Source organism: Capnocytophaga sp. oral taxon 878 (assembly GCF_002999135.1).
Lineage (GTDB): Bacteria > Bacteroidota > Bacteroidia > Flavobacteriales > Flavobacteriaceae > Capnocytophaga.
This window is the reverse complement of the sequence record NZ_CP027229.1, coordinates 1,003,404-1,027,108: the sequence shown is the minus strand read 5'-3', so window position 1 is coordinate 1,027,108 and position 23,705 is coordinate 1,003,404. Positions and strand designations below refer to the sequence as shown.

24 protein-coding genes, 1 tRNA gene and 1 pseudogene are annotated in these 23,705 nt (G+C 36.6%); 21 read left to right on the top strand and 5 right to left on the bottom strand.

What is annotated here, in order from left to right; genetic code table 11:
• The first annotated feature begins 7 nt into the window (after positions 1–7).
• The 9 genes and pseudogenes from C4H12_RS04650 to C4H12_RS04610 all read left to right on the top strand — a co-directional run bounded on the left by C4H12_RS04650 (position 8) and on the right by C4H12_RS04610 (position 8,904).
• On the top strand, positions 8–370 hold the full coding sequence (locus C4H12_RS04650) for a hypothetical protein (protein ID WP_106097895.1): 363 nt from the start codon (positions 8–10) through the stop codon (positions 368–370).
• A 23-nt stretch (positions 371–393) separates the two neighbouring features.
• On the top strand, positions 394–1,701 hold the full coding sequence (gene mtaB / locus C4H12_RS04645; protein ID WP_106097894.1) for a tRNA (N(6)-L-threonylcarbamoyladenosine(37)-C(2))-methylthiotransferase MtaB: 1,308 nt from the start codon (positions 394–396) through the stop codon (positions 1,699–1,701).
• A gap of 34 nt (positions 1,702–1,735) precedes the next feature.
• On the top strand, positions 1,736–2,362 hold the full coding sequence (locus C4H12_RS04640) for a hypothetical protein (RefSeq protein WP_106097893.1): 627 nt from the start codon (positions 1,736–1,738) through the stop codon (positions 2,360–2,362).
• On the top strand, positions 2,359–3,012 hold the full coding sequence (locus C4H12_RS04635; RefSeq protein ID WP_106097892.1) for a DUF4348 domain-containing protein: 654 nt from the start codon (positions 2,359–2,361) through the stop codon (positions 3,010–3,012). Before C4H12_RS04640 ends, C4H12_RS04635 begins: the two co-directional genes overlap by 4 nt.
• Before the next feature lie 16 nt (positions 3,013–3,028).
• The gene (locus C4H12_RS04630; protein ID WP_106097891.1) at positions 3,029–3,658 is read left to right on the top strand and encodes a trimeric intracellular cation channel family protein; all 630 of its coding nucleotides are present in this window, start codon (positions 3,029–3,031) and stop codon (positions 3,656–3,658) included.
• Positions 3,659–3,724: 66 nt separating this feature from the next.
• Positions 3,725–5,047 (top strand): annotated as a pseudogene (locus tag C4H12_RS04625) (GDSL-type esterase/lipase family protein); the annotation flags it as partial.
• Between the two features lie 11 nt (positions 5,048–5,058).
• Positions 5,059–6,519 (top strand): LysM peptidoglycan-binding domain-containing protein, encoded by a 1,461-nt coding sequence (locus tag C4H12_RS04620; RefSeq protein ID WP_371514486.1) that lies wholly within the window; start codon positions 5,059–5,061, stop codon positions 6,517–6,519.
• Positions 6,516–8,168 (top strand): MBOAT family protein, encoded by a 1,653-nt coding sequence (locus C4H12_RS04615; RefSeq protein WP_254424810.1) that lies wholly within the window; start codon positions 6,516–6,518, stop codon positions 8,166–8,168. The genes C4H12_RS04620 and C4H12_RS04615 overlap by 4 nt, the downstream gene beginning before the upstream one ends.
• Position 8,169: 1 nt before the next feature.
• A complete protein-coding gene (locus tag C4H12_RS04610) occupies positions 8,170–8,904 on the top strand; it encodes a biotin--[acetyl-CoA-carboxylase] ligase (RefSeq protein WP_106097888.1) in 735 nt (244 codons plus the stop codon).
• Positions 8,905–8,979: 75 nt separating this feature from the next.
• Here the strand turns inward: C4H12_RS04610 and C4H12_RS04605 are convergent, their stop codons facing one another.
• The 5 genes from C4H12_RS04605 to C4H12_RS04585 form a co-directional block, all read right to left on the bottom strand.
• Positions 8,980–9,288 (bottom strand): septum formation initiator family protein, encoded by a 309-nt coding sequence (locus tag C4H12_RS04605; RefSeq protein WP_106097887.1) that lies wholly within the window; start codon positions 9,286–9,288, stop codon positions 8,980–8,982.
• Positions 9,288–9,902: a uridine kinase gene (gene udk / locus C4H12_RS04600; protein WP_106097886.1), complete on the bottom strand. Its 615-nt coding sequence runs from the start codon at positions 9,900–9,902 to the stop codon at positions 9,288–9,290. Before udk ends, C4H12_RS04605 begins: the two co-directional genes overlap by 1 nt.
• A 73-nt stretch (positions 9,903–9,975) precedes the next feature.
• Positions 9,976–10,551, bottom strand: a complete 576-nt coding sequence (locus C4H12_RS04595) for a 5-formyltetrahydrofolate cyclo-ligase (protein WP_106097885.1) — start codon at positions 10,549–10,551, stop codon at positions 9,976–9,978.
• A complete protein-coding gene (locus C4H12_RS04590; RefSeq protein ID WP_106097884.1) occupies positions 10,548–11,411 on the bottom strand; it encodes a GH25 family lysozyme in 864 nt (287 codons plus the stop codon). Before C4H12_RS04590 ends, C4H12_RS04595 begins: the two co-directional genes overlap by 4 nt.
• 124 nt (positions 11,412–11,535) lie before the next feature.
• Complete coding sequence (locus C4H12_RS04585) at positions 11,536–12,348, bottom strand: M48 family metallopeptidase (protein ID WP_106097883.1); 813 nt, start codon at positions 12,346–12,348, stop codon at positions 11,536–11,538.
• Between the two features lie 573 nt (positions 12,349–12,921).
• Between C4H12_RS04585 and C4H12_RS04580 the strand changes: the two genes are divergently transcribed.
• From C4H12_RS04580 to C4H12_RS04525, 12 genes are all read left to right on the top strand, one after another.
• Positions 12,922–14,172, top strand: a complete 1,251-nt coding sequence (locus C4H12_RS04580; protein ID WP_106097882.1) for a dihydroorotase family protein — start codon at positions 12,922–12,924, stop codon at positions 14,170–14,172.
• Between the two features lie 11 nt (positions 14,173–14,183).
• Complete coding sequence (locus tag C4H12_RS04575; RefSeq protein WP_106097881.1) at positions 14,184–14,837, top strand: alpha/beta hydrolase; 654 nt, start codon at positions 14,184–14,186, stop codon at positions 14,835–14,837.
• Positions 14,838–14,847: 10 nt separating this feature from the next.
• The gene (locus C4H12_RS04570) at positions 14,848–15,693 is read left to right on the top strand and encodes an ion transporter (RefSeq protein WP_106099427.1); all 846 of its coding nucleotides are present in this window, start codon (positions 14,848–14,850) and stop codon (positions 15,691–15,693) included.
• Positions 15,683–16,600: a tRNA (adenosine(37)-N6)-dimethylallyltransferase MiaA gene (miaA, locus tag C4H12_RS04565; RefSeq protein ID WP_106099426.1), complete on the top strand. Its 918-nt coding sequence runs from the start codon at positions 15,683–15,685 to the stop codon at positions 16,598–16,600. The genes C4H12_RS04570 and miaA overlap by 11 nt, the downstream gene beginning before the upstream one ends.
• On the top strand, positions 16,584–17,099 hold the full coding sequence (locus C4H12_RS04560) for an NUDIX domain-containing protein (RefSeq protein WP_106097880.1): 516 nt from the start codon (positions 16,584–16,586) through the stop codon (positions 17,097–17,099). The genes miaA and C4H12_RS04560 overlap by 17 nt, the downstream gene beginning before the upstream one ends.
• 1 nt (position 17,100) lies before the next feature.
• Positions 17,101–18,069, top strand: coding sequence for a polyprenyl synthetase family protein (locus tag C4H12_RS04555; protein WP_106097879.1), 969 nt, complete (start codon positions 17,101–17,103; stop codon positions 18,067–18,069).
• A 236-nt stretch (positions 18,070–18,305) separates the two neighbouring features.
• On the top strand, positions 18,306–19,958 hold the full coding sequence (gene rho / locus C4H12_RS04550) for a transcription termination factor Rho (protein WP_106097878.1): 1,653 nt from the start codon (positions 18,306–18,308) through the stop codon (positions 19,956–19,958).
• 134 nt (positions 19,959–20,092) lie between these two features.
• Positions 20,093–20,177 (top strand) — tRNA-Ser (locus C4H12_RS04545).
• A gap of 97 nt (positions 20,178–20,274) precedes the next feature.
• Positions 20,275–21,048 carry an alpha/beta fold hydrolase gene (locus C4H12_RS04540; protein ID WP_254424809.1) on the top strand — a complete coding sequence of 258 codons (774 nt, stop codon included), beginning with the start codon at positions 20,275–20,277 and terminating at the stop codon, positions 21,046–21,048.
• A complete protein-coding gene (locus C4H12_RS04535; RefSeq protein WP_106097877.1) occupies positions 21,045–21,764 on the top strand; it encodes a peptidylprolyl isomerase in 720 nt (239 codons plus the stop codon). The genes C4H12_RS04540 and C4H12_RS04535 overlap by 4 nt, the downstream gene beginning before the upstream one ends.
• A gap of 3 nt (positions 21,765–21,767) precedes the next feature.
• The gene (gene lpxB, locus C4H12_RS04530) at positions 21,768–22,874 is read left to right on the top strand and encodes a lipid-A-disaccharide synthase (RefSeq protein ID WP_106097876.1); all 1,107 of its coding nucleotides are present in this window, start codon (positions 21,768–21,770) and stop codon (positions 22,872–22,874) included.
• Positions 22,871–23,668 carry a rhomboid family intramembrane serine protease gene (locus tag C4H12_RS04525; RefSeq protein WP_106097875.1) on the top strand — a complete coding sequence of 266 codons (798 nt, stop codon included), beginning with the start codon at positions 22,871–22,873 and terminating at the stop codon, positions 23,666–23,668. Before lpxB ends, C4H12_RS04525 begins: the two co-directional genes overlap by 4 nt.
• The last annotated feature ends 37 nt before the right edge of the window (positions 23,669–23,705 follow it).

Sequence of the window (23,705 nt, the reverse complement as noted above, 5' to 3'; positions counted from 1 at the left end):
ATTCACTATGACGGAACACGAATTGCTAAAAGCACGCTGGGATCAGGTCGTACAACGCCTCTCTAAGCAGTTTGCCGAAGGCGAAACCTTAGGGGTAGATGCAATCATATATCTCGTTGGCGTTCAGGAGTTAGGACAGTTAGGTCGCTCCTATGCCAAAGATGAAAAAGTCGATCTTATGCATATTGGCATCTGCAAATTATTGGAGCCTTTTGGCTATTACCAATATCAGTTCACCGACCCCGACGGATGGCCTCACTACCGCTTGGTGCAAGAACTTCCCGACCTAAAACCTGGTGAACAAACCATACTGATGAAAAAAGCTATTGTGCAATATTTCTTGGAAAGAGATTTCTTTTCTAACATTTAACGCTTAATACCTAACACCTAAAAATGAAAAAAGTAGCATTTTATACCTTGGGGTGCAAACTCAACTTTTCCGAAACCTCTACCATTGCACGTAGCTTCGAAGAAGAAGGCTACCAGCGTGTAGATTTTGACGACCCCGCCGATATATATGTAATCAACACTTGCTCCGTAACCGAAAATGCCGATAAGCAATTTAAGCAAATCGTACGCAAAGCACTGAAAACTAACCCTAAAGCATTCTTAGCTGCTGTTGGATGTTATGCCCAGCTCAAGCCCGAAGAGCTCGCCTCTGTTGATGGAGTCGATTTAGTATTAGGAGCCAAAGAAAAGTTCAATATCACCCAGTATATCGATGATCTTACCAAAAATAACGAAGGCGTAGTACACTCCTGCGAGATTTCCGAAACCGATTTCTATGTAGGTAGCTACTCTATTGGCGATCGCACACGCGCTTTCCTAAAAGTGCAAGACGGCTGTGATTATAAGTGCACCTACTGCACTATCCCAATGGCTCGCGGTATTTCACGCAGTGATACTATTGAAAATATATTAAATAACGCCAAAAAAATCTCAGATAAAGGCATCAAAGAAATAGTACTTACAGGCGTAAATATAGGCGATTACGGCAAAGGTGAATTCGGCAACAAAAAGCACGAACACACCTTTCTAGAACTCGTACAAGCACTCGATAAGGTCGAAGGCATAGAACGCCTCCGCATCTCATCTATTGAGCCCAACCTTATTAAGGACGAAACAATCGACTTTATAGCACAATCCAAAACCTTTGTACCCCACTTTCATATCCCCCTACAGAGTGGTAGCAATGAAATCCTTAAAAAGATGAAACGCCGCTACCTGCGCGAGCTCTATGTCAGTAGGGTAGCCAAAATACGTGAAGTAATGCCCGATGCCTGCATAGGGGTCGATGTCATTGTAGGTTTCCCTGGCGAAACCGATGAGCATTTCCTCGAAACCTATTACTTCCTCAATGATTTGGATATCTCATACCTACACGTATTTACCTATTCCGAGCGTGATAATACCGAGGCAGTACTTATGGAAGGGGTAGTCCCCGATGCTGTCCGAGCCAAACGCAGCAAAATGCTACGCGGACTCTCAGCCAAAAAGCGCAACGCCTTTTATACCAGTCAGCTCGACAAAGAAAAAACCGTACTTTTTGAAAGTGATAACAAGCAAGGATACATACACGGCTTTACCGAGAACTATGTAAAAGTAAAAGCCCCTTGGGATCCTGCTTTAGTAAATACCCTCCACAAAGTAAAACTCACCAAAATAGATGTAGACGGAATGGTACGCTTTGAGTTTGTATAAGTAGAACAAAGAAACTTAAAAATATATAACAATAATGATACACTATAAAACAGAATTAATGTTAGAATTTCCTGGGTTTGTACTCTTTGATCCAGTAGTACTACAAGAGTTCCTACTCGAAAAAGGTATAGAAGATGACGATTTACTGAAATACTTCATCAATAACCCTGCAATAGGTGACGAAAGTATCCAACGAGGAATATTACTACCTATCTATAATATAGAACCTTTGGATTATGAAATACTTATAAATACAACTACTAAAAGTGAAATCCCTACCGAATGGGTAGTTTTTAAAAATGAAGTCTCATTACCTCTACAAGTAAAAAGCGGAAGGTTAGCTGTAGAAGATATCTATATGATAATGAGTTGGGATTACGAAAGTAATTATTCCGATTTTGCTACAGGAAAAAGTCTAAATCCTCAACCTAATGTAGAAGGAGAAGAACTAAATGCAGATACAGGAGATAGATTTGATATTCCAGCAGGTAATTACGGGGTAAAAGTATTAGGCTTTTTAGATGTAAATGAGCCTGATATTTTTGAGAGTAAGTGTGGCTATGAATTGTTTTTTGAAAAGATGGATACTTTACCTATAATTCCTGAAAATATAGATGTAGATAAGTTGGATTATAAAGTAAAAGTAATATCTGAAAGATGAAAATCCTTTTAACAATTACCCTATTTCTACTCCTTTTTTCTTGTGATAATTCTGTTATTAGCTTTAAAAAGGCTTGTAATGCCGATACTGCAAAGCAAACAGTAACCCAGTTGGAAGAAGTAAAGGCTAAAATAGAACAAATACAAAGCATAGCAGGTGAAAATCGCACTTATTGGGTGCAAGATAGTATCCAAAAGGACAATAAAACGTATTATCGCTGCCAGCTACTCAGCCGTTTGCCCTATACCGATGTGCATATCTACACTTTTGTAATCCCTAAAGAAGATTGTAAGCAGGTATTTGTACAGCAAAAAGACGGTAACTGGAAACCCTACACCGAGATAGAACAACAAACAAAACAGCTAAAAGCTGCCCAAAAACAATTTCCTACTTTTTTTAAGCAGTTCACAGCCAATATGGCATTCAGGCAACAACACATAGATGAGCCTCTACTGCGTTTTTCAGTAGAAAAAGACGGCAGTGTATTACTTACCGAAGAAGAAATCATAACAGATGATATTCATAATCTACAGACCTATACATTCACTTATTACCCTCATAACGTGTGTTGTAAGAACACCGAAAGCGGCGTTGTTTATGTATTTGTGCCAGTAGCCGATAGTTGGAAACTTACAGAAATTTGGAAATAAAAATAAAAACTTAAAAATGGAAGATTTTATCAAAGTATTATCAGAGATTGACCAAATTTACCTTTGGGACTTAATAGGTACAGCAGTATTTGGCGTTTCAGGCGTATTAGTAGGCTTAGAACGCCGTATGGATGTATTCGGTATGCTCATTTTAGCCTTCGTAACAGGAGTAGGAGGGGGCACCCTACGTGATATTATGATAGGCAGCATACCCGTATTTTGGATGAATAACCTTACCTACATCTTGATGATAGTCATCAGTGTAGTAATAACCGTTATCTTCAAAAAACAATTCACCGAGCATTGGAGCAAATCACTAATACTCTTTGATACCATTGGGTTAGGAGTATTCACCATCATAGGGATTGAAAAAGCCCTACGCTTTGGCTTGTCACCTACCATAGCCATAATTTTAGGCACTATGACAGGTAGCTTCGGAGGCGTAATTCGTGATATATTGGCTAACAAGTTGCCCGCCGTTTTCCATAAAGAAATTTACGCAACAGCTTGTATTGCTGGCGGAACCGTTTACTTTCTAATTAATAGCTTTGTCGAGCATAACTTAGTGATATTCATTACTATAATGGTAGTAATAGCAGTCCGATTGCTATCCCTTAAATATCGTTGGGAACTGCCCAAATTTTAAATCAGGTAATTGTAAATTAAAAAATAATTTGTACTTTTGCCCCCTGAAAAGAACTGAAATTACACCGTGAAAACCTCCTATTTTAAACAAGCATTTATCATCATAATATTAGCAACTCTTTTATTTGTAGCATTCAAAGAGTATTTGCCTCCACGCATTTTTCCAGAAAGCGCTCCCACAACCAATGTGGTTATGGATAGCTTAATGATAGAAGCCATAGGAGGTGCTAAAATCGACTCAGTTTTACATCAAGCCAATGATTCATTAGTCGATATTAAGAAACCAAAGAAAACAGAACAGTATCTGTTAGGGTTCTTTAAAAAACTAAAAAACTTAGAAACTACTCAAAAAGGAAAAATACGCATAGGTTACTATGGCGATTCAATGACCGATGGCGACCTTATAGTACAAGATTTAAGAGCCCTATTCCAACAGGCTTATGGCGGTAACGGTATTGGCTTTTTGCCTATAGCGTCCGAGTCTGCCAAGTCCAGAGGTAGCGTAACACATACCTATTCCAACACTTGGCGTACCCAGTCCTACGTGAATGTAAAACGCCCCAAACGCCCTTTTGGCGTTAGCGGACAGGTGTTCTTTACACAAGGTAATGGTACTTGGTTGCAGTACAAATCATCACAACAGGCACATATTAATGAGCTTTATGCTCCTGCTTTATATTATGGTAAATCAGGTAATAAGGAAGCTACTGTTGAAATCAGTTACGATACTGTAAAAGTAGTAAAAACCCTCAATACCGATAAGCTCCTTAATGTATTGCCTCTCACCGATGGTCAAACTACCAAATCAGTACGCCTTACCTTTTACAATACCGATTCTATCCCTTTTTATGGGGTTAGTTCAACCCAAAAAGAAGGTGTATACGTCGATAACTTTTCTAGTAGAGGTAATTCTGGCTTACCCTTATCACTTTTCAATGCCGAGCTAATGAACCACTTTGATGAGTCTTTAGGCGGGTATGATCTTATTGTACTACACTTTGGGGCAAATGTATTGAACTATGGCACGTTAGATTATTCTTGGTATGAGCGTGGTATGAGCCGTGTAGTGAATCAGTTAAGAGCTTGTTTCCCTAATACCTCTATACTCATTATCTCAACAGCCGATAAATCAACTAAGGTTGATATGGAAATGAAAACCGATAAAGCAGTAGTACCTTTGGCAAATGCACAACAGCGTTATGCCAGCAGTACCCATTCTGGCTTTATCAATCTTTACGAGTTGATGGGTGGGCAAGGTAGTATGAAACAATGGGTAGAAGCCAATCCATCTTTAGCTAGTAAGGATTATACCCACTTTAATGCACGTGGTGCTAAGAAAGTAGCTCACCTAATTTACAACAAACTAATGAAAGAATACGAACACTATAAACAACAATAACAATGAAAAGTTTTTTTATAACAAGAAGAATGATAGCGGTTATGCTGTTTATGCTTACGCTCTCGGTATATTTTAGCGTGAACTACACTACTGCTATAAATATGCCTAAGACTTCAGCAGCTAAAGCCAATAAAAGAGTTCCACTTGAATATAACAACTTTTACAATGCCTCAGCTCTTAATCCTTTCTTTGAAAAACTGGTAGCTTTAGATACCTTTCACGACCGCAAAATTAACATAGTACACATTGGCGACTCCCATATCCAAGCCGATGTAATGACAAATGTAATGAGGGTACGCCTCCAAGAAGTATTTGGTAATGCTGGTTTGGGGTTAGTGTTCCCTTATTCACTTATCAAAACTAACGGAGGTAAGAATGTAAGTTTCACTTCCAATATTGCTTGGAATGGTGAAAAGAACTCCGATTTATCAGGTATTAGTGGTTATGCACTTTCTACTAATAAGAAGAATTTTGTAATAGAGCTGAATCTGAAAAATAAAGATTACGCTTTCAATACCCTTAAAATTATTACCCCCGATAACCAACGTCTTTTTGAGCTGGCTACCAATGTAGGAAAGATAACTACACTCACTCCTTCCGCTCCTAAAAGTATTTCACATAAGGTAACGAAAGGCGAAACCCTATATGCCATATCTCGGAAATATCATATTACTGTAGCCCAAGTACAAAAAGCAAATGGCTTAAGGTCAAATAATATACGTATAGGGCAGGTGCTGCATATCCCAACTAAAGGAAAAACCACACCTCCCGATACTAAAGTAGATATGAGCAACGCAACTATCTTAAATGGCAACTCCCTTTATAGCTATTACGCTTATGATAGTTTAGATGTATCTGATAAAATATACCTTACTCCCAATGCCCAAAGTACCTCATTTACTTTGAATGGTATAGTGTTGGAAAACAATCATAATGGAATTATTTATCACACCATAGGTGTTAATGGTGCTCATTTTTCCGATTATAATAAGTCATCTCGTTTCTTTGAGCAGATAAAAGCCTTATCTCCCGATTTGATAGTTATTTCATTAGGTACTAACGAAACCTTTGGCAGAATGTCAGCAGAGCGTTATGATGCCGAAGTTACTAAGTTCATTGAGACTATTCGCAGTAGCTATGGTCAATGCCCTATACTGCTTACTACCCCGCCACCTTCACTCTATAAAAAGAAAAATCCAAACCCTTTGTGTATGGAGTATGCCAATACCCTTATTGATAATTCTGTAAAGGCTAATTATGGAGTATTTGATTTATATAGGGCTTTAGGTGGCAATGAAGCTATGACTCGTTTCATTCAAGAAAAACTCATTGCAGATGATCGTGTACACTACACCCGCGATGGCTATTTAGAGCAAGGCTCTCTTTTTTACGATGCTTTAATGAGCAACTATAAGAATTATAAACAACAAATCAAATTTCCTTTAAAACCTTACTTAAATTGAACACATCAGCCTTAGTACAGTGGATTACTGATAACTTCACTTTTAACCCCCAACACCCGATGCTATTTAATAGCAGTCTGTTTTTGTCGTTATTTTTAGCTTTTTATTTTGTATATATATTTACCCGTAACCACGCTACTTTTCGTACCGTATATGTTACATTATTTTCACTATTTTTCTACTATAAGGCAGGTGGTAATTACTTTGTACTGCTTATTATATCTTCATTATTAGATTATTACTTTGCCAACCGAATATATAAAAGTCAAAACCAAGGTTGGCGTAAGTTTTTCTTAGCCGTAAGTATGGTTACCAATCTAGGTATATTAGGCTATTTTAAGTACACCAACTTTCTTATTGATAGCTTTAATGCTATTTTGCAAAGTAACTTTGCCCTACAGGATATCTTCTTACCGGTAGGTATTTCATTCTATACCTTCCAAACAATGAGCTATACTATAGATATATACCGCCGTGAGATAGAACCTGCTAAAAGCTTTTTAGATTTCACTTTCTTTGTCTGCTTCTTCCCTCAGTTGGTAGCAGGGCCTATTGTACGAGCTAAAGACTTTATCCCGCAGATATATAAAAAAATAACCCTTACTAAAGAGGATGCCTCAATGGCTTTATTTCTCATTATTGGCGGACTACTTAAAAAGGCTGTTATTTCCGATTACATATCACTTAATTTTGTAGATAGGGTATTTGATGCTCCTAATAGTTATAGTGCTTTTGAGAACCTAATGGCGGTATATGGCTATACCCTGCAAATATATTGTGACTTTTCTGGCTATTCCGATATGGCAATAGGTTTAGCCTTACTAATGGGCTTTACCCTGCCTATTAACTTCCGTACACCTTACCAATCACAGAATATTACTGAGTTTTGGCGCAGGTGGCACATCTCACTTTCTACTTGGCTGAAAGATTACCTATACATATCAGTAGGGGGAAATAGGAAAGGTACTTTTTGGGGTTATTTTTTTCCTGTTGTATTCTTTGCAGCAACTTTATTTTGGGGATACAAAATGTATGCTACCACACCTTTACCACTATATATTAGTTTAGGAGCCTTAGTAGTGTTTGTACTCTCTATAATTGTTGCTAAGAATAAAGTAAAGTCATTGAGAAGTGGCTTTAATCAAATGACTACTATGCTATTAGGAGGATTGTGGCATGGGGCAAATCTTCGCTTTATTGTTTGGGGAGCTTTACACGGGCTGGCACTCGCTGTACATAAAACCTTTGTAGAACTTTTCCCTACTAAAGACCCTGAGAAGAAAACGATTTGGCGCAGTATTGGCAGTTTGGTGGCAATACTTATTACTTTTCATTTTGTGGCTTTCTGCTGGATATTCTTCCGCTCGCGTGATTTTGATATAGCTCTAAATATAATCAATAATATTTATGAGCTTACTTTTAATTTTGAACAATGGAAAACTATTATTGAAGGGTATCGTAATGTATTTATACTAATAGCTATTGGTTATATATGGCACTTCTTCCCTAAAAATATGAATGAGCAACTCAAAAACTTGTTTGATAGTATGCCAATAGTGTTCAAGGCTACAATTATAGCTCTTACTTTTTGGGTGGTATACGCTACGGCTTCTAGTGATGCCCAGCCATTTATATATTTCCAATTCTAATATGAATCTTATTACCCTACAAACTATAGATTCGACTAATAGATATCTTAAAGATCTTATTCGCACTGAGCGCTCTTTACCTAATTATCTTACTGTATTTACTCCACAGCAAACGGCAGGTGTAGGGCAATATGGAGCTAAGTGGCAAAGTGAGCCTTATATGAACCTCACTTTTAGTACGCTTTTTATACCCTCTAATCTAACTGTAGATAGGGCTTTTTTGCTAAATATGTTAGTGCCTATTACTGTGCTTAAAACTTTAAAATCTTATCAAGATACGGCTGATATACATATTAAATGGCCTAATGATATTCTTGTTGCTAATAAAAAAGTAGGGGGTATTCTTATTGAAAATGTATTGCAAGGGCAACAGCTTTTAAAAAGTGTAATAGGTATAGGTTTAAATGTGAACCAAACAAACTTTGAAGGGTTACCCAAAGCTTCATCACTTAAAGTGTTATGGAATAAAGAGATTGAGGTAGAACAGCTTCTTAAGGCTATCGTACTGAACTTAGAGAAAGAGTTATCTACGTTATCTACAACTTCGTTTGAGGCTATATATCCTATTTACAAAGAAAATTTATACAGAATAGAAAAAGTATCTACTTTTCGTTTGCCTAATGGTACTCTTTTTATGGGGATTATTAAGGGGGTAACTTCCTATGGTGAACTTGTAGTAGAAACTGAAAGTAGTACCCAGCAGTTTTCAGTTAAAGAGGTAGAATTGTTGTATTAATCATAAATAAACAAGTTTCAGGGGGCAGGTAGTAAAACTTACTACTTGCCCCCTGAAACTTTTAATATTTTAAGCCTAATTTATAGTGTCATACTCAATGATAAAAACTTCTTCATTATCATGTTTTAGGTTATAAACTTCACGTCCTAATTTTTCTTTGCCTTCTTCAGTATAAAGAGCTTCCAACTCTTTTTTATCTTTTTCAATTTCACGTTGTAAGAACTGTCGTTGTTTATTAAGCTTGTCTCTTTCCTTGTTTAGCTCGTAATGAGTTAATAGAGAAGTTGAATCAAAAAAGGACATCCATATTACAAAAAGAGCTAGGATAGCTAAGTATAACTTATAGCCTTTTAGTACTGAAAGATATGCAAGTAATTTCTTCATTATCGGTGAAAAATACGGTTGTGAACAAGGGTTTTGAGTATATCAATAGCTACGGTATTGCGGCGGTTATTGGGGATAATAATATCAGCGAACTCTTTAGTAGGTTCAATAAACTGAAGGTGCATAGGTTTGAGTGTATTCTGGTAGCGGTTTAGTACTTCTTCTATATCTCTGCCGCGTTCAGTGATATCGCGTTTGATACGGCGTATGAGTCTTTCGTCGGAATCGGCGTGAACGAATATTTTAATATCAAAAAGCTCACGTATATCGGGATGTGAGAAGATAAGAATCCCTTCGACAATTACTACCTTAGTGGGTTTTAGGCGTATGGTTTCGGCAGTGCGATTATGCTCTACAAATGAGTAAGTAGGGCTATCAATTTCATTACCTGCTTTGAGTGCCAATAGATGACTTTTTAATAGGTCGAAATCAATAGAGTTTGGATGGTCAAAATTAATTTTTGTACGTTGTTCAAAGCTGAGGTGACTCAAGTCTTTGTAATATGAATCTTGTGAAATAACGGTTACCTCTTCGCCCGAAAGCTCTTTAATAATCTGATTTACAACAGTGGTTTTACCACAGCCTGTTCCTCCTGTAATTCCTATGATAAGCATTTTTTATCTAATTTTCGGCAAAGGTACAAATAATTGGGGAATAAGCAAACAGACGGACTTATTTCGTGATAGGTTAATTTTTAAAATTGCTAACTGCTAAAGGGCTTACTGCACTATCTAAAACTATATCTGTATTATGTGTGATAGCTGCAAAACTTTCGGGATGTGGTGGGAAGAAAGAGAGTCCTATTTTGAGTGTTGTGGGCTTGCATTGTGCTAAAAAGCGGTCGTAATAGCCACCGCCATAGCCTATGCGGTTACCTGTGCTATCATAAGCTAATAGGGGGACAAAAATAACGTCTATTTTCTCATCGGGAATAATTACCTCTTCGCTAGGTTCGGGTACTCCCCAAGTGTTGGTTTGCAGCTTACTATCACTGGTGAGTAGTACCGAAGTAAGGCTTTTACTTTCGGGGTGCATTACAGGTACTACTATCGTTTTGTGTTGCTCTTTTAATGCTGCTATAAGGTGATGAGTATTAATTTCGTGTAGTTTTTCAATAGGTAGGAAGATGTGATAAGTGCTGTATTCCCAGATAGGTAACTGTTGTAGGTTATCGACTATTTTTTTGCTCATAGCCTCGCGCTCTTGTTCGGAAAGAGCAGAGCGCAGCTGCTTGTAGTAGTTTCTGAGTTCTTTTTTGGTCATTTTAGCAAGCATTCATTTAGTTGGACTATATTTCCGTTGAAAATGTTAAGGTCAATCTTTACTTTAGCCCCTGCGGTAATACCATTTTCGGTGAATTGCCACATTTGCCACTTAAAAACTGATGTAGGGGCTGATACATTATTGTAGTTGGCTACCCAAAGTGGGTATTGCTTAAAGGTAGGATATAAATAATCTTCATAGAAGCTGATATAAGTGTAGAGTATGGGCTTGCGTTTGTAGTGTTTTTCTACTATATCTAACCATTTTTGTATATCGGCAATGAATTGTTCTTTACTTTTGGTTTTGGGCAGTTGTTCTACATCTATGATAGGGACAAGGTCGCCTTTTTCTAACTTAGCGTTCTTCAGGTATGAATTGGCTTGAAGTATAGGGTCTTCGTCGGGGCGGTAGTAATGGTAAGCCCCGCGTACTAATTGGTGGTTTTTGGCTTCTTCAAAAAAGTGAGCAAAATTCTTATCGGTAGCTTCATTGCCCATTGTGGCACGAAAGACTGCAAATTGGATAGGGTAACGTGCGTTTTTATGGCGTATATAGAGGCTATCCCATAGTATTTCTTCGCGTTCTTGGTAGTGAGAGAGGTCTATTCCAAATATTTTGTCGTAATGTAGGCCTATAATGCGCTCGATGCGCTGATTTTCGTAAGTAGAATTGGTTTTTACTCTTAGTTTGTTCAGTATTTTTTGGTAAATAGCAGGGTAGTATGTTCTGATATACACACCACCGCTTATTCCTCCTACTATTAGGAGTAGGAAGAGCACTATAAAGAAGTTCCTGACAGGATGTTTTTTCTTTGTATTGTTATTGTGAATGGTAGTATTTTTTCTTCTTCTTTTTCTCAATTTCGGTGTTAGTTTTTAGGAATCTGACGTGTTTTTCTGTCAAATGTTTCGTACAGATTACACTGATAACACGGGGTTTATAACAGAGAGTATTGTGTTATCAGTGTTATCTGTGAAAGGTTCTTTATTTTATAGGGGTTGTAGGTAAGGTTACTTCACCTGGTTCTTTCCATAGGCCGTCTTTAATAGCACGTTTTTTAGCTGCTTCGGCACGCTTATCGCTATCGGGGTGTGAACTCATCATTTTTTGGAAGTTACTTTGTTTTTCGCCAGATGAAAGCAGCGCCAACTTTTTAAATGCGGTATATACAGCTACTACATCATAGCCGTGTTTTTTCATAAAGTTGTATGAGTATTCATCGGCTTGAGATTCTTGTTTTTTGCTGTGTTTAGCATCGAGCATTGCGTTGGCCATTTCGCCCAATTCAGTTTCGCTAAGCTTGCGTACGACGCCTGAGGCTGCTGCTCCGGCTTCTTGTACAGCGGCACGAGTGTAAGCAGCTTTGATAGCATCTTTAGTATCCTCATTCTTTACGTGTCCTATTTCGTGACCTATGATAGCGAGCAATTCATTATCGGTCATTAAGTCCATAAGAGATGAAAATACACGTACGCTACCATCGGCACAAGCGAAGGCGTTAATATCGACTACTTCGTACACTTTGTAGTTTAGTTCCATACCGTCCTCATTCTTGTGTTTATCGAACAAGCGATGTAGGCGTTTGGTATAGGCACTTTTTTTATCGGCAACAGGGTTATGCGCATCCATCCAGTCCACAGACTCTTTAGAGAGTTTTTTAGCGTCTTCATTGCTAAAAGTGAGGGCTTGAGCGCCTTTGGATACAGCATTGACAGCCTTACCTAAGTTGATTTTTTGTGCTTGTACAGCACCCAATGTAGCTACACTAAGTGCAGCTGTTAAGATGATTTTTTTCATTTGAAATCCTTTTATTTTAATGCTGCAAAGGTACGAATTAATTATAAAATAACAAGTACAATGTATATTTTTTTGGCTTGCCAGAGTGACAAAAGGCAATTGAGAATTGAAGCTTATATTTCTATTTGGGAAGGAGATTGATGAAAATGCAATGTTTTGCGGGAATCATTGCTAAATGTTTAAAATGCAGCATAAGGAGAAAACGACTGATTATCAGCTATGTTATGCTTATGGTTCGTTTATAGTTCGTTTATCCTTCGTTATTAGTTCGTTTATCCTGTATGGTTTCTTAGGGTAGAGTTGGGTGATGATAAATTAGAAATATATTGATTATAAGGAGATTGTAAAATTTGAATTGAAAAGAGATAGAAGTTGCAAAAATTAAAGATTTATTGTTAAAAAGGGGAAAAGGTTGTATTTTTTGCAATATCAAATAAAGAGAAATAGAATAAGCAGGAAGGAGATAGGCTGGAGAGCGGTTGTGAAAGCCTTTAAAAAATGTTAATTATTAATTGTTAATTGTAAATTATTTTGTACTTTTGCCGTCGGAATAAAAGTGTAATAGAACTCATTATGAATATACTCCTCAAATCAGCGCAAATTATTGATAATGAAAGTGTTTATCATAACACTGTGAAAGATATTCTGATTTCCGACGGGAAAATAACCCAAATAGCCGATACCTTAACCGCCCAAAATACTGATAAGGTTATTGAAAAAGCTTATGTATCACAAGGGTGGACGGATAGCAGTGTTTGCTTTGGCGAACCAGGGTATGAGGAACGCGAAACCCTTGCCAACGGAATGCGTACCGCCCAGCATAGCGGCTTTACTCACGTGCTTATCAATCCTCTTACTCACCCTGTGAACGATACTAAGGCAGGGGTACAGTACTTGCAGGAAGCTACACGCCATTTTGCTGCTACAGCACACCCGATAGGCGCACTTACCGAAGGAGGCAAAGGAGAACATCTTGCAGAACTATATGATATGCAGCAGGGTGGGGCTGTAGCTTTTGGTGATTATAAAAAGCCAATAGGCAATAGTAATTTGCTTAAAATAGCCTTGCAATACACACAGCCTTTTGGTGGGATTGTTCTTTCTTTCCCTAATGATACCAAAATTATGGGTAAAGGCGTAGTAAATGAACATACCGAAGGTACCCGCTTGGGCTTGAAAGGTATCCCAGCCCTTGCAGAAGAACTTATCGTAGCGCGTGATTTGGCGATATTGGAGTATACAGGGGGTAAATTGCACATTCCTACTATTTCTACGGCACAATCGGTAGCCCTAATAGCTGAGGCCAAAGCCAAAGGCTTGGATGTAACTTGTAGTGTAGCTATAGCTAACTTGCATTTTACCGATGAGGTGCTCGAAACTTTTAATACCAACTATAAAGTATTGCCTCCGCTACGCGATACCGATAATGTGTTGGCACTACGCCAAGCCTTAGAGGGAGGAATTATTGATTTTGTTACTTCTGATCATAATCCGCTAGATATAGAGCTTAAATTCAAAGAGTTTGACTTGGCTGATTTTGGTACTATAGGATTGGAAAACGTTTGGGGCGTATTGAGCCAGTATGTTTCGACAGAAAAAGCAGTACAGTTGCTCACAGGAGCCCGTAAGCGTTTTGGTATTCCTACTCATCCTATAGCAGAAGGAGCTATAGCCGATCTTACCCTTTTCAGCCCAGAAGGTAGCTTTCTATTTAAGGAAACCGATATTCTTTCGTCCTCAAAAAATAGTGCTTTTATAGGAGCAACAATGAAAGGTAAAGTAATAGGTGTAATAGCCAATAAACAACTGATTTTAAATAATTAAGAATAAAGATTATGAATGCCAACAAAAAACTACCTTTAGAGTATGTTATTAGGTATCCCGAATTGAGAAATAAGCGATCACCCGTAATATTTATGATACATGGCTATGGCAGTAATGAAGAGGATCTGTTCTCTTTTGCCGATGCTTTACCCAGTGAGTACACTATCATATCATTTCGGGCGCCTTATCATCTTGCCTCATTTGGATATGCGTGGTATATGATTAATTTTGATACCAATACCCCTGTTAGTGATAATGAGCAAGCTATAGCAGCCCGTGATTTGATAATGCAAAGCATAGATGAGGCTTGTACCTTGTATGATTTGGATACTAAAAACATTACGATTTTAGGCTTTAGTCAGGGTAGTATACTTGGTATGGCAGTTGCCTTGTCCTATCCTAAAAAAATACGTAATGTAATAGCCCTTAGCGGTTATCTAAATAAGGATATACTAAAAGAAGGTTATGAGAGAGAAAACCATACTTTTACTCATTTTTATGTGTCACACGGTGCAAGTGACCAAGTAATACCTGTAGAATGGGCGCGCCAAACCCCTAATTTTCTAAAAGCATTAGGCGTAAAATACAAGTATGAAGAGTTTCCTGTAGGACACGGGGTATCACCACAAAACTTTTATTCATTCCGTGATTGGCTTACTAAATAAATTAAAAAACATAGATAAAGAGCGCTTAAAAAACCAATATGAAGTTTTTAAGAAGAAAGCTTATATCATTATTTATGGCACCAATACTCCTTTAGGGAAGTTGTTTGATATTATCTTGTTACAGCTAATAATTATTAGCGTACTAATGGTAATGTTAGAGACGGTAGAGGGGGTGAATCAGCGTATTCACGGGTTACTTGTATTTATGGAGTGGGTAATAACCATTTTCTTTACAATGGAATACATACTCCGGATTATTACCAACAGGCATCCTTATCGCTACATCTTCAGCCTATATGGTATTATCGATTTGATAGCTTTATTACCTATGTACTTATCCTTTATAACTCCTAGTACAAAAGCTATCTCGGTAGTGCGAGCATTACGATTGTTACGAGTGTTCCGGATATTGGATTTGGTTAGCTTTATGAACCAAGGTAAGGAGCTAAAAAATGCTTTGTATAACAGTCGGAATAAAATTATTATTTTTACCTACTTTGTATTGGTAATATGCGTTTTATTAGGTTCGGTGATGTATGTAGTAGAAAGCAGTGAAAGCGGTTTTACCAGTATACCGCGCAGTATTTATTGGTGTATTGTAACAATGACTACAGTAGGTTATGGTGATATAGCCCCCCAAACGGCATTAGGACAGATAATATCTGCATTTATTATGATATTGGGTTACGGAATTATAGCAGTACCTACAGGTATTGTAACAGCTGAATATACACGAATGAAAACACAACGCCGCATCTGTAGGCATTGTAACTACCAAAATCAGCCTGAATCGAGATACTGTAGCCAGTGTGGTAATGAACTGAAAGAACCGATAACTAATGCAAGTGAAAAGTAAGAAAACCCTTATTACAGTGGTGGGACCTACAGCCATAGGAAAGACCCGAATGGCAATAGATTTGGCTCGGCACTTTGGTACAGAAATCATTTCATGTGACTCACGCCAGTTTTACAAAGAAATGACTATAGGAACGGCAGTGCCTACTCCTACAGAGCTTGCAATGGCAAAACATCATTTTATTCAGCATAAATCGGTTACAGAAGTTTATACAGTAGGTGATTTTGAACGAGATGCTTTGCTATTACTTAATAAGCTTTTTACTCAACAAGATGTGGTAGTAATGGTGGGGGGGAGTGGTTTATATGTTAATGCTGTATTGTATGGTTTGGATGATTTTCCTGAAGTGCCAGAGGCAATACGCCAGCAGCTAAACGCAGAGTATGAAACCGAAGGAATAGTTTCTTTACAAGCAAAGTTACAACAGTTAGACCCACAGCAATACGCCCAAATGGATATTAATAACCCTCAGCGTATGATACGCGCTCTGGAAGTGTGTTTGGCTAGCGGACAGCCTTATTCTTCTTTTCTTAAGAAAAAGGATATAAACCGAGATTTCAATAGCATTATAATTGGGCTTACAGCCGATCGTGAGGTTGTGTACCAGCGCATCAATGATAGGGTAGAGCAGATGCTGGAAAGCGGCTTACTGATAGAAGCACAAAACCTTTTTCCATATCGCGATCTGAATGCCTTACAAACAGTAGGTTATCAAGAATTATTTGCCTTTTTTGAGAGGAAAATGAGCCTTGCAGAGGCTGTAGAAGAGATTAAGAAAAATACTCGTAGATTTGCCAAGCGACAGTATACTTGGTTTAATAAAAATAAAGAAATACAATGGTTTAGCTACACTACTGAGGTAGCCCAACTATTAAAAAATAGTACTATTTATGGAAAGCATTTTTAAACATTGTCCAAATTGTACCTCTACAAATATTGAGTTCCCCAATAATGTGCGTTTTTTATGTCACGATTGTGGTTTTACTTATTTTCATAATATAGCAGCCGCAGTAGCTGTAGTATTTCGTTATCAGGATAAGATACTTTTTACAGTCCGTAATATGGAACCCGATAAAGGTAAACTTGATCTTCCAGGGGGCTTTATTGATCCTGAAGAAACAGCACAGGAAGCGGCCTGCCGTGAAGTAAAAGAAGAGATGGGTATGGATATTAAGCCTGATCAGTTGCGCTTTATTACTACCTATCCTAATAACTATTTGTACAAAAATGTACCTTATCGCACTATGGATATTTTCTTTGAGTGTGAGCTGCAAGAAGAACAAGTACATATAGTAGCCCCTGATGAAATTAAGGCACTACAATGGTATCCTTTGTGTGAAATACCTCAAGAAAGAATAGGGTTTGTATCGGTACGAACAGTGATAAGGCAGTTAAAACAAAAATAAAATGTATTCAACAGAGCATTACAGAGAGGCGTTTTTAGAGTTTTTAAACGCTGAAATAAACGTGAAAGAACCTCGTAATTTATACGAACCTATACAATATATATTGCAGATAGGAGGCAAACGCTTACGCCCTATCCTTACCCTGATAGCTGCAGATCTTTTTAGTGGTGATTATCATAAGGCTTTAAATGCAGCTGCTGCGGTAGAGGTATTTCATAACTTTTCACTTATTCATGATGATATTATGGATAAAGCCCCACTAAGGCGAGGAAAAGCTACTGTACACCAAAAATGGAACTTAAATATAGGCATTCTCTCTGGAGATGCAATGTTAGTAAAAGCCTATCAGCTGTTGGATAGCTATCCTGCCGAAATATTTACACCTCTTACCCAACTTCTTTCTCGTACTGCTCTGCAAGTATGTGAGGGACAACAGTGGGATATGGATTTTGAAACTGAAACAGAGGTGCCTATAGATACTTATCTTCAAATGATACGTTACAAAACAGCTGTATTAGTAGGAGCTGCTTTGCAAATGGGAGCTATAGTAGTAGGAGCTTCACGTAATGACCAAGAGTTATTGTACAATTTTGGTGAAAAAATAGGCTTAGCTTTTCAGTTGCAAGATGATTATTTAGATACTTTTGGCGATTATACTTTTGGAAAGCGTATAGGAGGCGATATTATTGAGAATAAGAAAACTATACTCTACTTAAAAGCCTTAGCCTTAGCCAATACACAACAGCACCAAGCACTTAAACAGTATTACACTACTACTGAAGATAACGAAATAAAAATAGCATCTGTTAAAGCTCTTTTTGAGGCTACAGGAGCTGCTCAATCAGTACGAAAAGAAATAGAAAAAATTACTGATGAAGCGCTTGAACTATTATCCAAACTTACTATTACTGAAGAAAAACATCAGTATTTAAGAGATTTTGCAGTAGGACTAATGGGAAGAAAAGTATAGTAGTGTAATAGCTATAGTCTATTTAAATTAGCAGCTTGTTGCTTAAGCTAAATACGTTACTATAGTGAAAAAAACTGTACAAAAATTTGCAAATCAAAAATATTTTGTATCTTTGCCCCCACATTTCAGTATCTCATTGATAACCAAACTTTCATCTTAACACATCTTTATTACAGAGAAACAACTACCTCCTTTACTGAAATAAAACATTTTACTTTAACAACTATTTTCACAAAATGTCCACCTTTACAGACTTAAAATCTAAAAAACTTCCTGAGCTTCAGGAAATTGCTAAACAGCTGAATATACCCAAGTACCGCTATCTTAAAAAACCAGATCTTATTACTCAAATTCTTGATTTGCAAGAAAAAAAGAGTAGTGAAACTCTTCAAAAAGGAGTGGTAATTTCTACAAAAACCAAAACTGAAGTAAAAGTAAAATCAAAACCAAATCCTAAAACAGAAAATACTGCTGAGCCTAAAAAGAGAGAACGTAAAAAGAAAACAGAAATAGTATCTAAAAAAGTAGGTAGTTCAGCTCACGAAAGTCTTCCTAAAACAGAGGTACTACCTACTACAACTTCTCCTCAAGAAGATATTAAAACAGAGACTAAATCATCTTTTCAGAAGAAAAATAATTCTCAATCTACCCCTTTTAATCCTTCTAATAATAATGGACCTAAGAATAATAACAATTCTTATAGTAACTATGTAATTGATCCTGATAACTTTGATAAAGAAAAGAAAAATCGTTATCGTGCTCCTGACTTTGAATTTGATAGTGTAGTTGATTGTGAAGGGGTACTTGATATTTCTGCTGAAGGTTATGGCTTTTTGCGTTCATCTGATTATAATTATTTAGCCTCCCCTGATGATATATACGTATCTCCGTCACAAATCCGTTTGTTTGGCTTGCAAACAGGTGATACAGTACACGGTGAAGTACGCCCCCCTAAGGAAGGCGAAAAATACTATCCATTGCTAAAAGTTATCAAAATTAATGGGCTTGATCCTCAAGTGGTGCGTGATAGGGTATTGTTTGAACATCTTACTCCTATTTTTCCTAATGAAAAGTTTAAATTAGCCGAAAAAGGTTGTACTATTTCTACTCGTCTTATTGATCTTTTTGCTCCTATAGGTAAAGGGCAACGTGCTATGATAGTAGCACAACCCAAAACAGGTAAAACTACTCTCTTAAAAGAAGTAGCCAATGCTATTAGCAAAAACCACCCCGAAGTATACTTAATGGTACTGCTTATTGATGAGCGTCCAGAAGAGGTTACAGATATGCAACGCAGTGTGCGAGGGGAAATTATTTCATCTACTTTTGATAAAGAAGCAGCAGAACATGTTAAAATAGCCAATATAGTATTGGAAAAAGCCAAACGTTTGGTAGAATGTGGTCATGATGTAGTCATTTTGCTAGATTCTATTACTCGCTTAGCTCGAGCTTATAATACAGTACAACCTACATCAGGTAAGATACTTACAGGTGGGGTAGATGCTAATGCTTTGCATCGTCCTAAGCGCTTTTTTGGAGCAGCACGTAACATAGAAAACGGAGGCTCTCTCTCCATTATAGCAACAGCTTTAACTGAAACAGGTTCAAAAATGGATGAGGTGATTTTTGAAGAGTTTAAAGGTACTGGTAACATGGAGTTACAGTTAGACCGTCGTATTTCTAACCGCCGTATTTTCCCTGCTATTGATCTAATGGCATCTTCTACCCGTCGTGACGACCTTCTTTTAGATGAAAATACACTCAATCGCACTTGGGTATTACGTAAGTATTTAGCTGAAATGAATCCTATTGAGGCTATGGAATTTATGGAAAAACAGATAAAACAAACTCGTGATAACGAAGAGTTTTTAGCAACAATGAATAATTAGACTTTGCTGAAAAACAGTTGTTTATATATTTTACAGAAAAATATTTAAAAAAAAGTTTGCAAAAAATTTGCAGATAATAAAAATAGTTGTACTTTTGCAACCGCAATACTGAAATAAATAATAGTATAGCACTTGGAGAGATGGCAGAGCGGTTTAATGCGGCGGTCTTGAAAACCGTTGAGGGTAACACCTCCGGGGGTTCGAATCCCTCTCTCTCCGCAAAATAAGAGGACTAAAATAGAAATTATCTATTTTAGTCCTTTTTTTGTTTCTTTAATTCTTTTTACTACCTTTGCAACTTAAAAGAAAGTGCACTATGTTGGAACATACATTTTCATATTATAAAAAAGGAGATAATAAAAATAAAGCAATAGTTTTTCTACATGGCTTTTTGGAAGATGCTACTATTTGGGAGTCTATAACCAAAGTTTTAGCAACTCATTATTATTGCTTAGCAATAGACCTTTTAGGTCATGGCAAAACACCTTGTATAGCGAAAGTGCATACTATGGAGCTTATGGCTTCACAACTAATGATAATTTTACAAAAAGAAGATATATCACATTGTACTCTTATAGGTCACTCAATGGGAGGTTATGTAGCTTTGGCTTTTGCTGAGCAACATCCTGAAATGGTAGATGGATTGGTATTGATGAACTCAACTCCTTTACCCGATTCTGAAGAAAAGAAAACCAATAGAGACCGAGTGCTAAAGGTAATTGATAAGGACAAAGAGCTTTTTGTTCGTACTGCAGTAACCAATTTATTTGCAGAAAAGAATAGAATACTTTTTAAAGAAGCTCTTGAAAAACTGATTACAATAGGTATTACAACCCTTAACGAAGGAATTAAAGCAGCTGCTATGGGAATGAAAGGACGTCCTGATCGCACTGCTATATTTGAGAAATTATTAGCTAAAAAACATATTATTATTGGAGAAAATGATGCTCTTATCAGTCCTGATTATTTAATTAATTTAGCCAATAGGGTAGGGGGTACATATACACTCCTTTCAGGTGGACACTTATCTTACATTGAGAATGAACAAGCAACTATTGATGCTTTAGAGCAGTTTATGGAACAAATATGAAACATTTATTAATTATTTCTTTATTATTTATTATAGCTTGTAACAACTCTAATAAGCAGGAATCTACTCAAAAAACTACTGCTACTATTACAACTACTACAGTTGTTGATACTGCGAAAACGGTACAGAAAGATACAGTACTTGATACAGATATACCTGGTGAAAGACTTACTACTGATACAGCTATCCCATTTCTTTTTGAGTATGAAAAGCGTCATAAAGAACGCTTTGTGCGCATTATTACTGAATATGGTAATATTGATATAGAACTTTTTAAAGAAACTCCTTATCATAGAGCTAATTTTATTTTCCTTGCCAAACAACATTATTTTGATGGTACTATCTTTCATCGTGTAGTGAAAGACTTTGTGATACAGGGGGGTAATTCTGATACTTGGGAAGTGAGTAAAAGGCGTGGCCGTATAGGTACTTATCTATTACCTCCCGATACTAAAAAAGGATTTAAACACCATCGTGGTATAGTTTCTATGCCTAGTAGTGATATTGATAATCCATACCAATTTGCATCTCCTTATGAATTTTTTATAGTAGTACAAAAACCAGGAGCTTATCATTTAGATGGGGGCTATACAGCTTTTGGTAAAGTGATAGCAGGGATGGAGGTTGCCGATAAAATAAACCAAGTGGAAACTGAAGGCAAAGATGATTGGCCTAAGAAAGATATTAAAATGAAAGTAGTAATTCTTGATAAATAACCTATGAAATATTATATTATAGCTGGTGAAGCTTCTGGTGATTTACACGCTTCTAACCTAATGAAAGCTTTAAAAGAAAAAGACCCACAAGCTATTTTTCGCTTTTGGGGTGGTGACCAAATGCAAGCAGTAGGAGGTACACTAGTAAAACATTACCGTGATCTTGCTTTTATGGGGTTTTGGGAAGTGCTTACTAATTTGCGTACTATACTAAAAAACATTAGCTTTTGCAAGAAAGATATTACTGCTTTTCAGCCTGATTTGATTGTTTTTATTGATTATCCAGGGTTTAATATGCGTATAGCTCAATGGGCTAAAAAACAAGGTTTTGCTACCCATTATTATATATCACCACAAATATGGGCGTGGAAAGAAAACCGGATCAAAGCTATTAAGCGTGATGTAGATGCAATGTATGTAATCCTTCCATTTGAAAAGGATTTTTATGAGAAAAAGCATCATTATAAAGTCCATTTCGTAGGGCACCCCTTGCTAGACGCTATAGCCCAGCGTAAAGAGGTAAATGAAGCTGCCTTTAGGACTGAAAATAACTTAGATAATCGTCCTATTATAGCGTTATTACCAGGTAGCCGTAAGCAGGAAATTAGCAAAATGTTAAAAATAATGCTATCAATAGTTAATGATTATCATCAATATCAATTTGTAATTGCAGGAGCTCCTTCTATTGAATTTGATTTTTATCAGAAGTTTATCAAAGATGAAAATGTACATTTTGTAAGTAACAAAACCTATGACTTGTTATCGGTAGCTTATGCAGCCTTAGTAACTAGTGGTACAGCAACCCTTGAAACAGCCTTGCTGAATGTACCCGAAGTAGTATGTTATAAAGGGAATTGGATTTCATATCATATAGCTAAAAGCATTATTAAACTTAAATATATTTCATTAGTGAACCTTATAATGGATAAGCCAGTAGTGAAAGAGCTTATACAAGGAGAACTCACCAAAGCAAATTTAGAAAAAGAATTGAATAAAATTTCAACATATGCACATCGCTATGAAGTTTTTAAAGATTATGTGTTTTTGCGTGAAAAATTGGGTGGAGAAGGAGCAAGTAACAGAACTGCAGAACTTATATTGAAAAAATGAAATTAAAGGAATACTTGCAAGAAATGAAGGCTTCTGATAAATTGATACTGCTTACCTTATTACTATTTGTATTCACAAAATTACTTGTTTATACGGGAAATGTGCAAGAGCAACAACTCAATCAGTGGTTATGTGTGCCTTCTAACATATATATGTTATGGCAACGTCCTTGGGTGCTTTTCTCATATGCTTTTTATCATATAAGTTTTGAGCACTTATTAGGTAATATGCTTTTTCTATTTCTTATAGGACGCATTTTTTTTCGTATTTACAAATTGAAAGACTTTTTATTAGTCTATTTTTTAGGGCTATTAGTAGGAGCTTTTACTTTTTTACTAATAAGTTATCTTTTTCCAGAATGGGTTAATAATACAATGCTTTTAGGAGCTTCGGCTGCTATAATGGCTCTCTTTTCCTTTCTAGTAACTTTAATGCCTAACTATGGGGTATATTTATTTACTTATAGAGTAAAAATTTTATATGTGTTGTTGTTTGTTTTTTTGATTGATTTGATTAATTTTTCATCTAATTCAGGAGGTAAAATAGCACATTTAGGAGGGGTATCAACAGGTGTTATTGTAGGTTTATTGTATAAGTATTTATTTGCATTTCAAAAAAGAAAAAAACAGGATTCAAATGTGATTCCAAAAGACTCTCAATCTCATTTTGAAGAAGAACAAAGGATAAAACAACATAAAGTTAAACAGCTGTTAGATAAAATATCTGCAAGTGGCTACGCAAGTCTTACAGATGTAGAAAAGAAGTATCTTTTTGAAGTTAGTAAGGAAATTTAACACTTAGCAAGGGTAAAGGGTTAAATTTTTGTTAATA

What these genes read in the sequence shown, in the direction of transcription:
- C4H12_RS04650 (WP_106097895.1), top strand. Translation starts at nt 8, where the DNA reads ATGACGGAACACGAATTGCTAAAAGCACGCTGGGATCAGGTCGTACAA.
- mtaB (WP_106097894.1), top strand. Translation starts at nt 394, where the DNA reads ATGAAAAAAGTAGCATTTTATACCTTGGGGTGCAAACTCAACTTTTCC.
- C4H12_RS04640 (WP_106097893.1), top strand. Translation starts at nt 1,736, where the DNA reads ATGATACACTATAAAACAGAATTAATGTTAGAATTTCCTGGGTTTGTA.
- C4H12_RS04635 (WP_106097892.1), top strand. Translation starts at nt 2,359, where the DNA reads ATGAAAATCCTTTTAACAATTACCCTATTTCTACTCCTTTTTTCTTGT.
- C4H12_RS04630 (WP_106097891.1), top strand. Translation starts at nt 3,029, where the DNA reads ATGGAAGATTTTATCAAAGTATTATCAGAGATTGACCAAATTTACCTT.
- C4H12_RS04620 (WP_371514486.1), top strand. Translation starts at nt 5,059, where the DNA reads ATGAAAAGTTTTTTTATAACAAGAAGAATGATAGCGGTTATGCTGTTT.
- C4H12_RS04610 (WP_106097888.1), top strand. Translation starts at nt 8,170, where the DNA reads ATGAATCTTATTACCCTACAAACTATAGATTCGACTAATAGATATCTT.
- C4H12_RS04605 (WP_106097887.1), bottom strand. Translation starts at nt 9,288, where the DNA reads ATGAAGAAATTACTTGCATATCTTTCAGTACTAAAAGGCTATAAGTTA.
- udk (WP_106097886.1), bottom strand. Translation starts at nt 9,902, where the DNA reads ATGCTTATCATAGGAATTACAGGAGGAACAGGCTGTGGTAAAACCACT.
- C4H12_RS04595 (WP_106097885.1), bottom strand. Translation starts at nt 10,551, where the DNA reads ATGACCAAAAAAGAACTCAGAAACTACTACAAGCAGCTGCGCTCTGCT.
- C4H12_RS04585 (WP_106097883.1), bottom strand. Translation starts at nt 12,348, where the DNA reads ATGAAAAAAATCATCTTAACAGCTGCACTTAGTGTAGCTACATTGGGT.
- C4H12_RS04580 (WP_106097882.1), top strand. Translation starts at nt 12,922, where the DNA reads ATGAATATACTCCTCAAATCAGCGCAAATTATTGATAATGAAAGTGTT.
- C4H12_RS04575 (WP_106097881.1), top strand. Translation starts at nt 14,184, where the DNA reads ATGAATGCCAACAAAAAACTACCTTTAGAGTATGTTATTAGGTATCCC.
- C4H12_RS04560 (WP_106097880.1), top strand. Translation starts at nt 16,584, where the DNA reads ATGGAAAGCATTTTTAAACATTGTCCAAATTGTACCTCTACAAATATT.
- C4H12_RS04555 (WP_106097879.1), top strand. Translation starts at nt 17,101, where the DNA reads ATGTATTCAACAGAGCATTACAGAGAGGCGTTTTTAGAGTTTTTAAAC.
- rho (WP_106097878.1), top strand. Translation starts at nt 18,306, where the DNA reads ATGTCCACCTTTACAGACTTAAAATCTAAAAAACTTCCTGAGCTTCAG.
- C4H12_RS04540 (WP_254424809.1), top strand. Translation starts at nt 20,275, where the DNA reads ATGTTGGAACATACATTTTCATATTATAAAAAAGGAGATAATAAAAAT.
- C4H12_RS04535 (WP_106097877.1), top strand. Translation starts at nt 21,045, where the DNA reads ATGAAACATTTATTAATTATTTCTTTATTATTTATTATAGCTTGTAAC.
- lpxB (WP_106097876.1), top strand. Translation starts at nt 21,768, where the DNA reads ATGAAATATTATATTATAGCTGGTGAAGCTTCTGGTGATTTACACGCT.
- C4H12_RS04525 (WP_106097875.1), top strand. Translation starts at nt 22,871, where the DNA reads ATGAAATTAAAGGAATACTTGCAAGAAATGAAGGCTTCTGATAAATTG.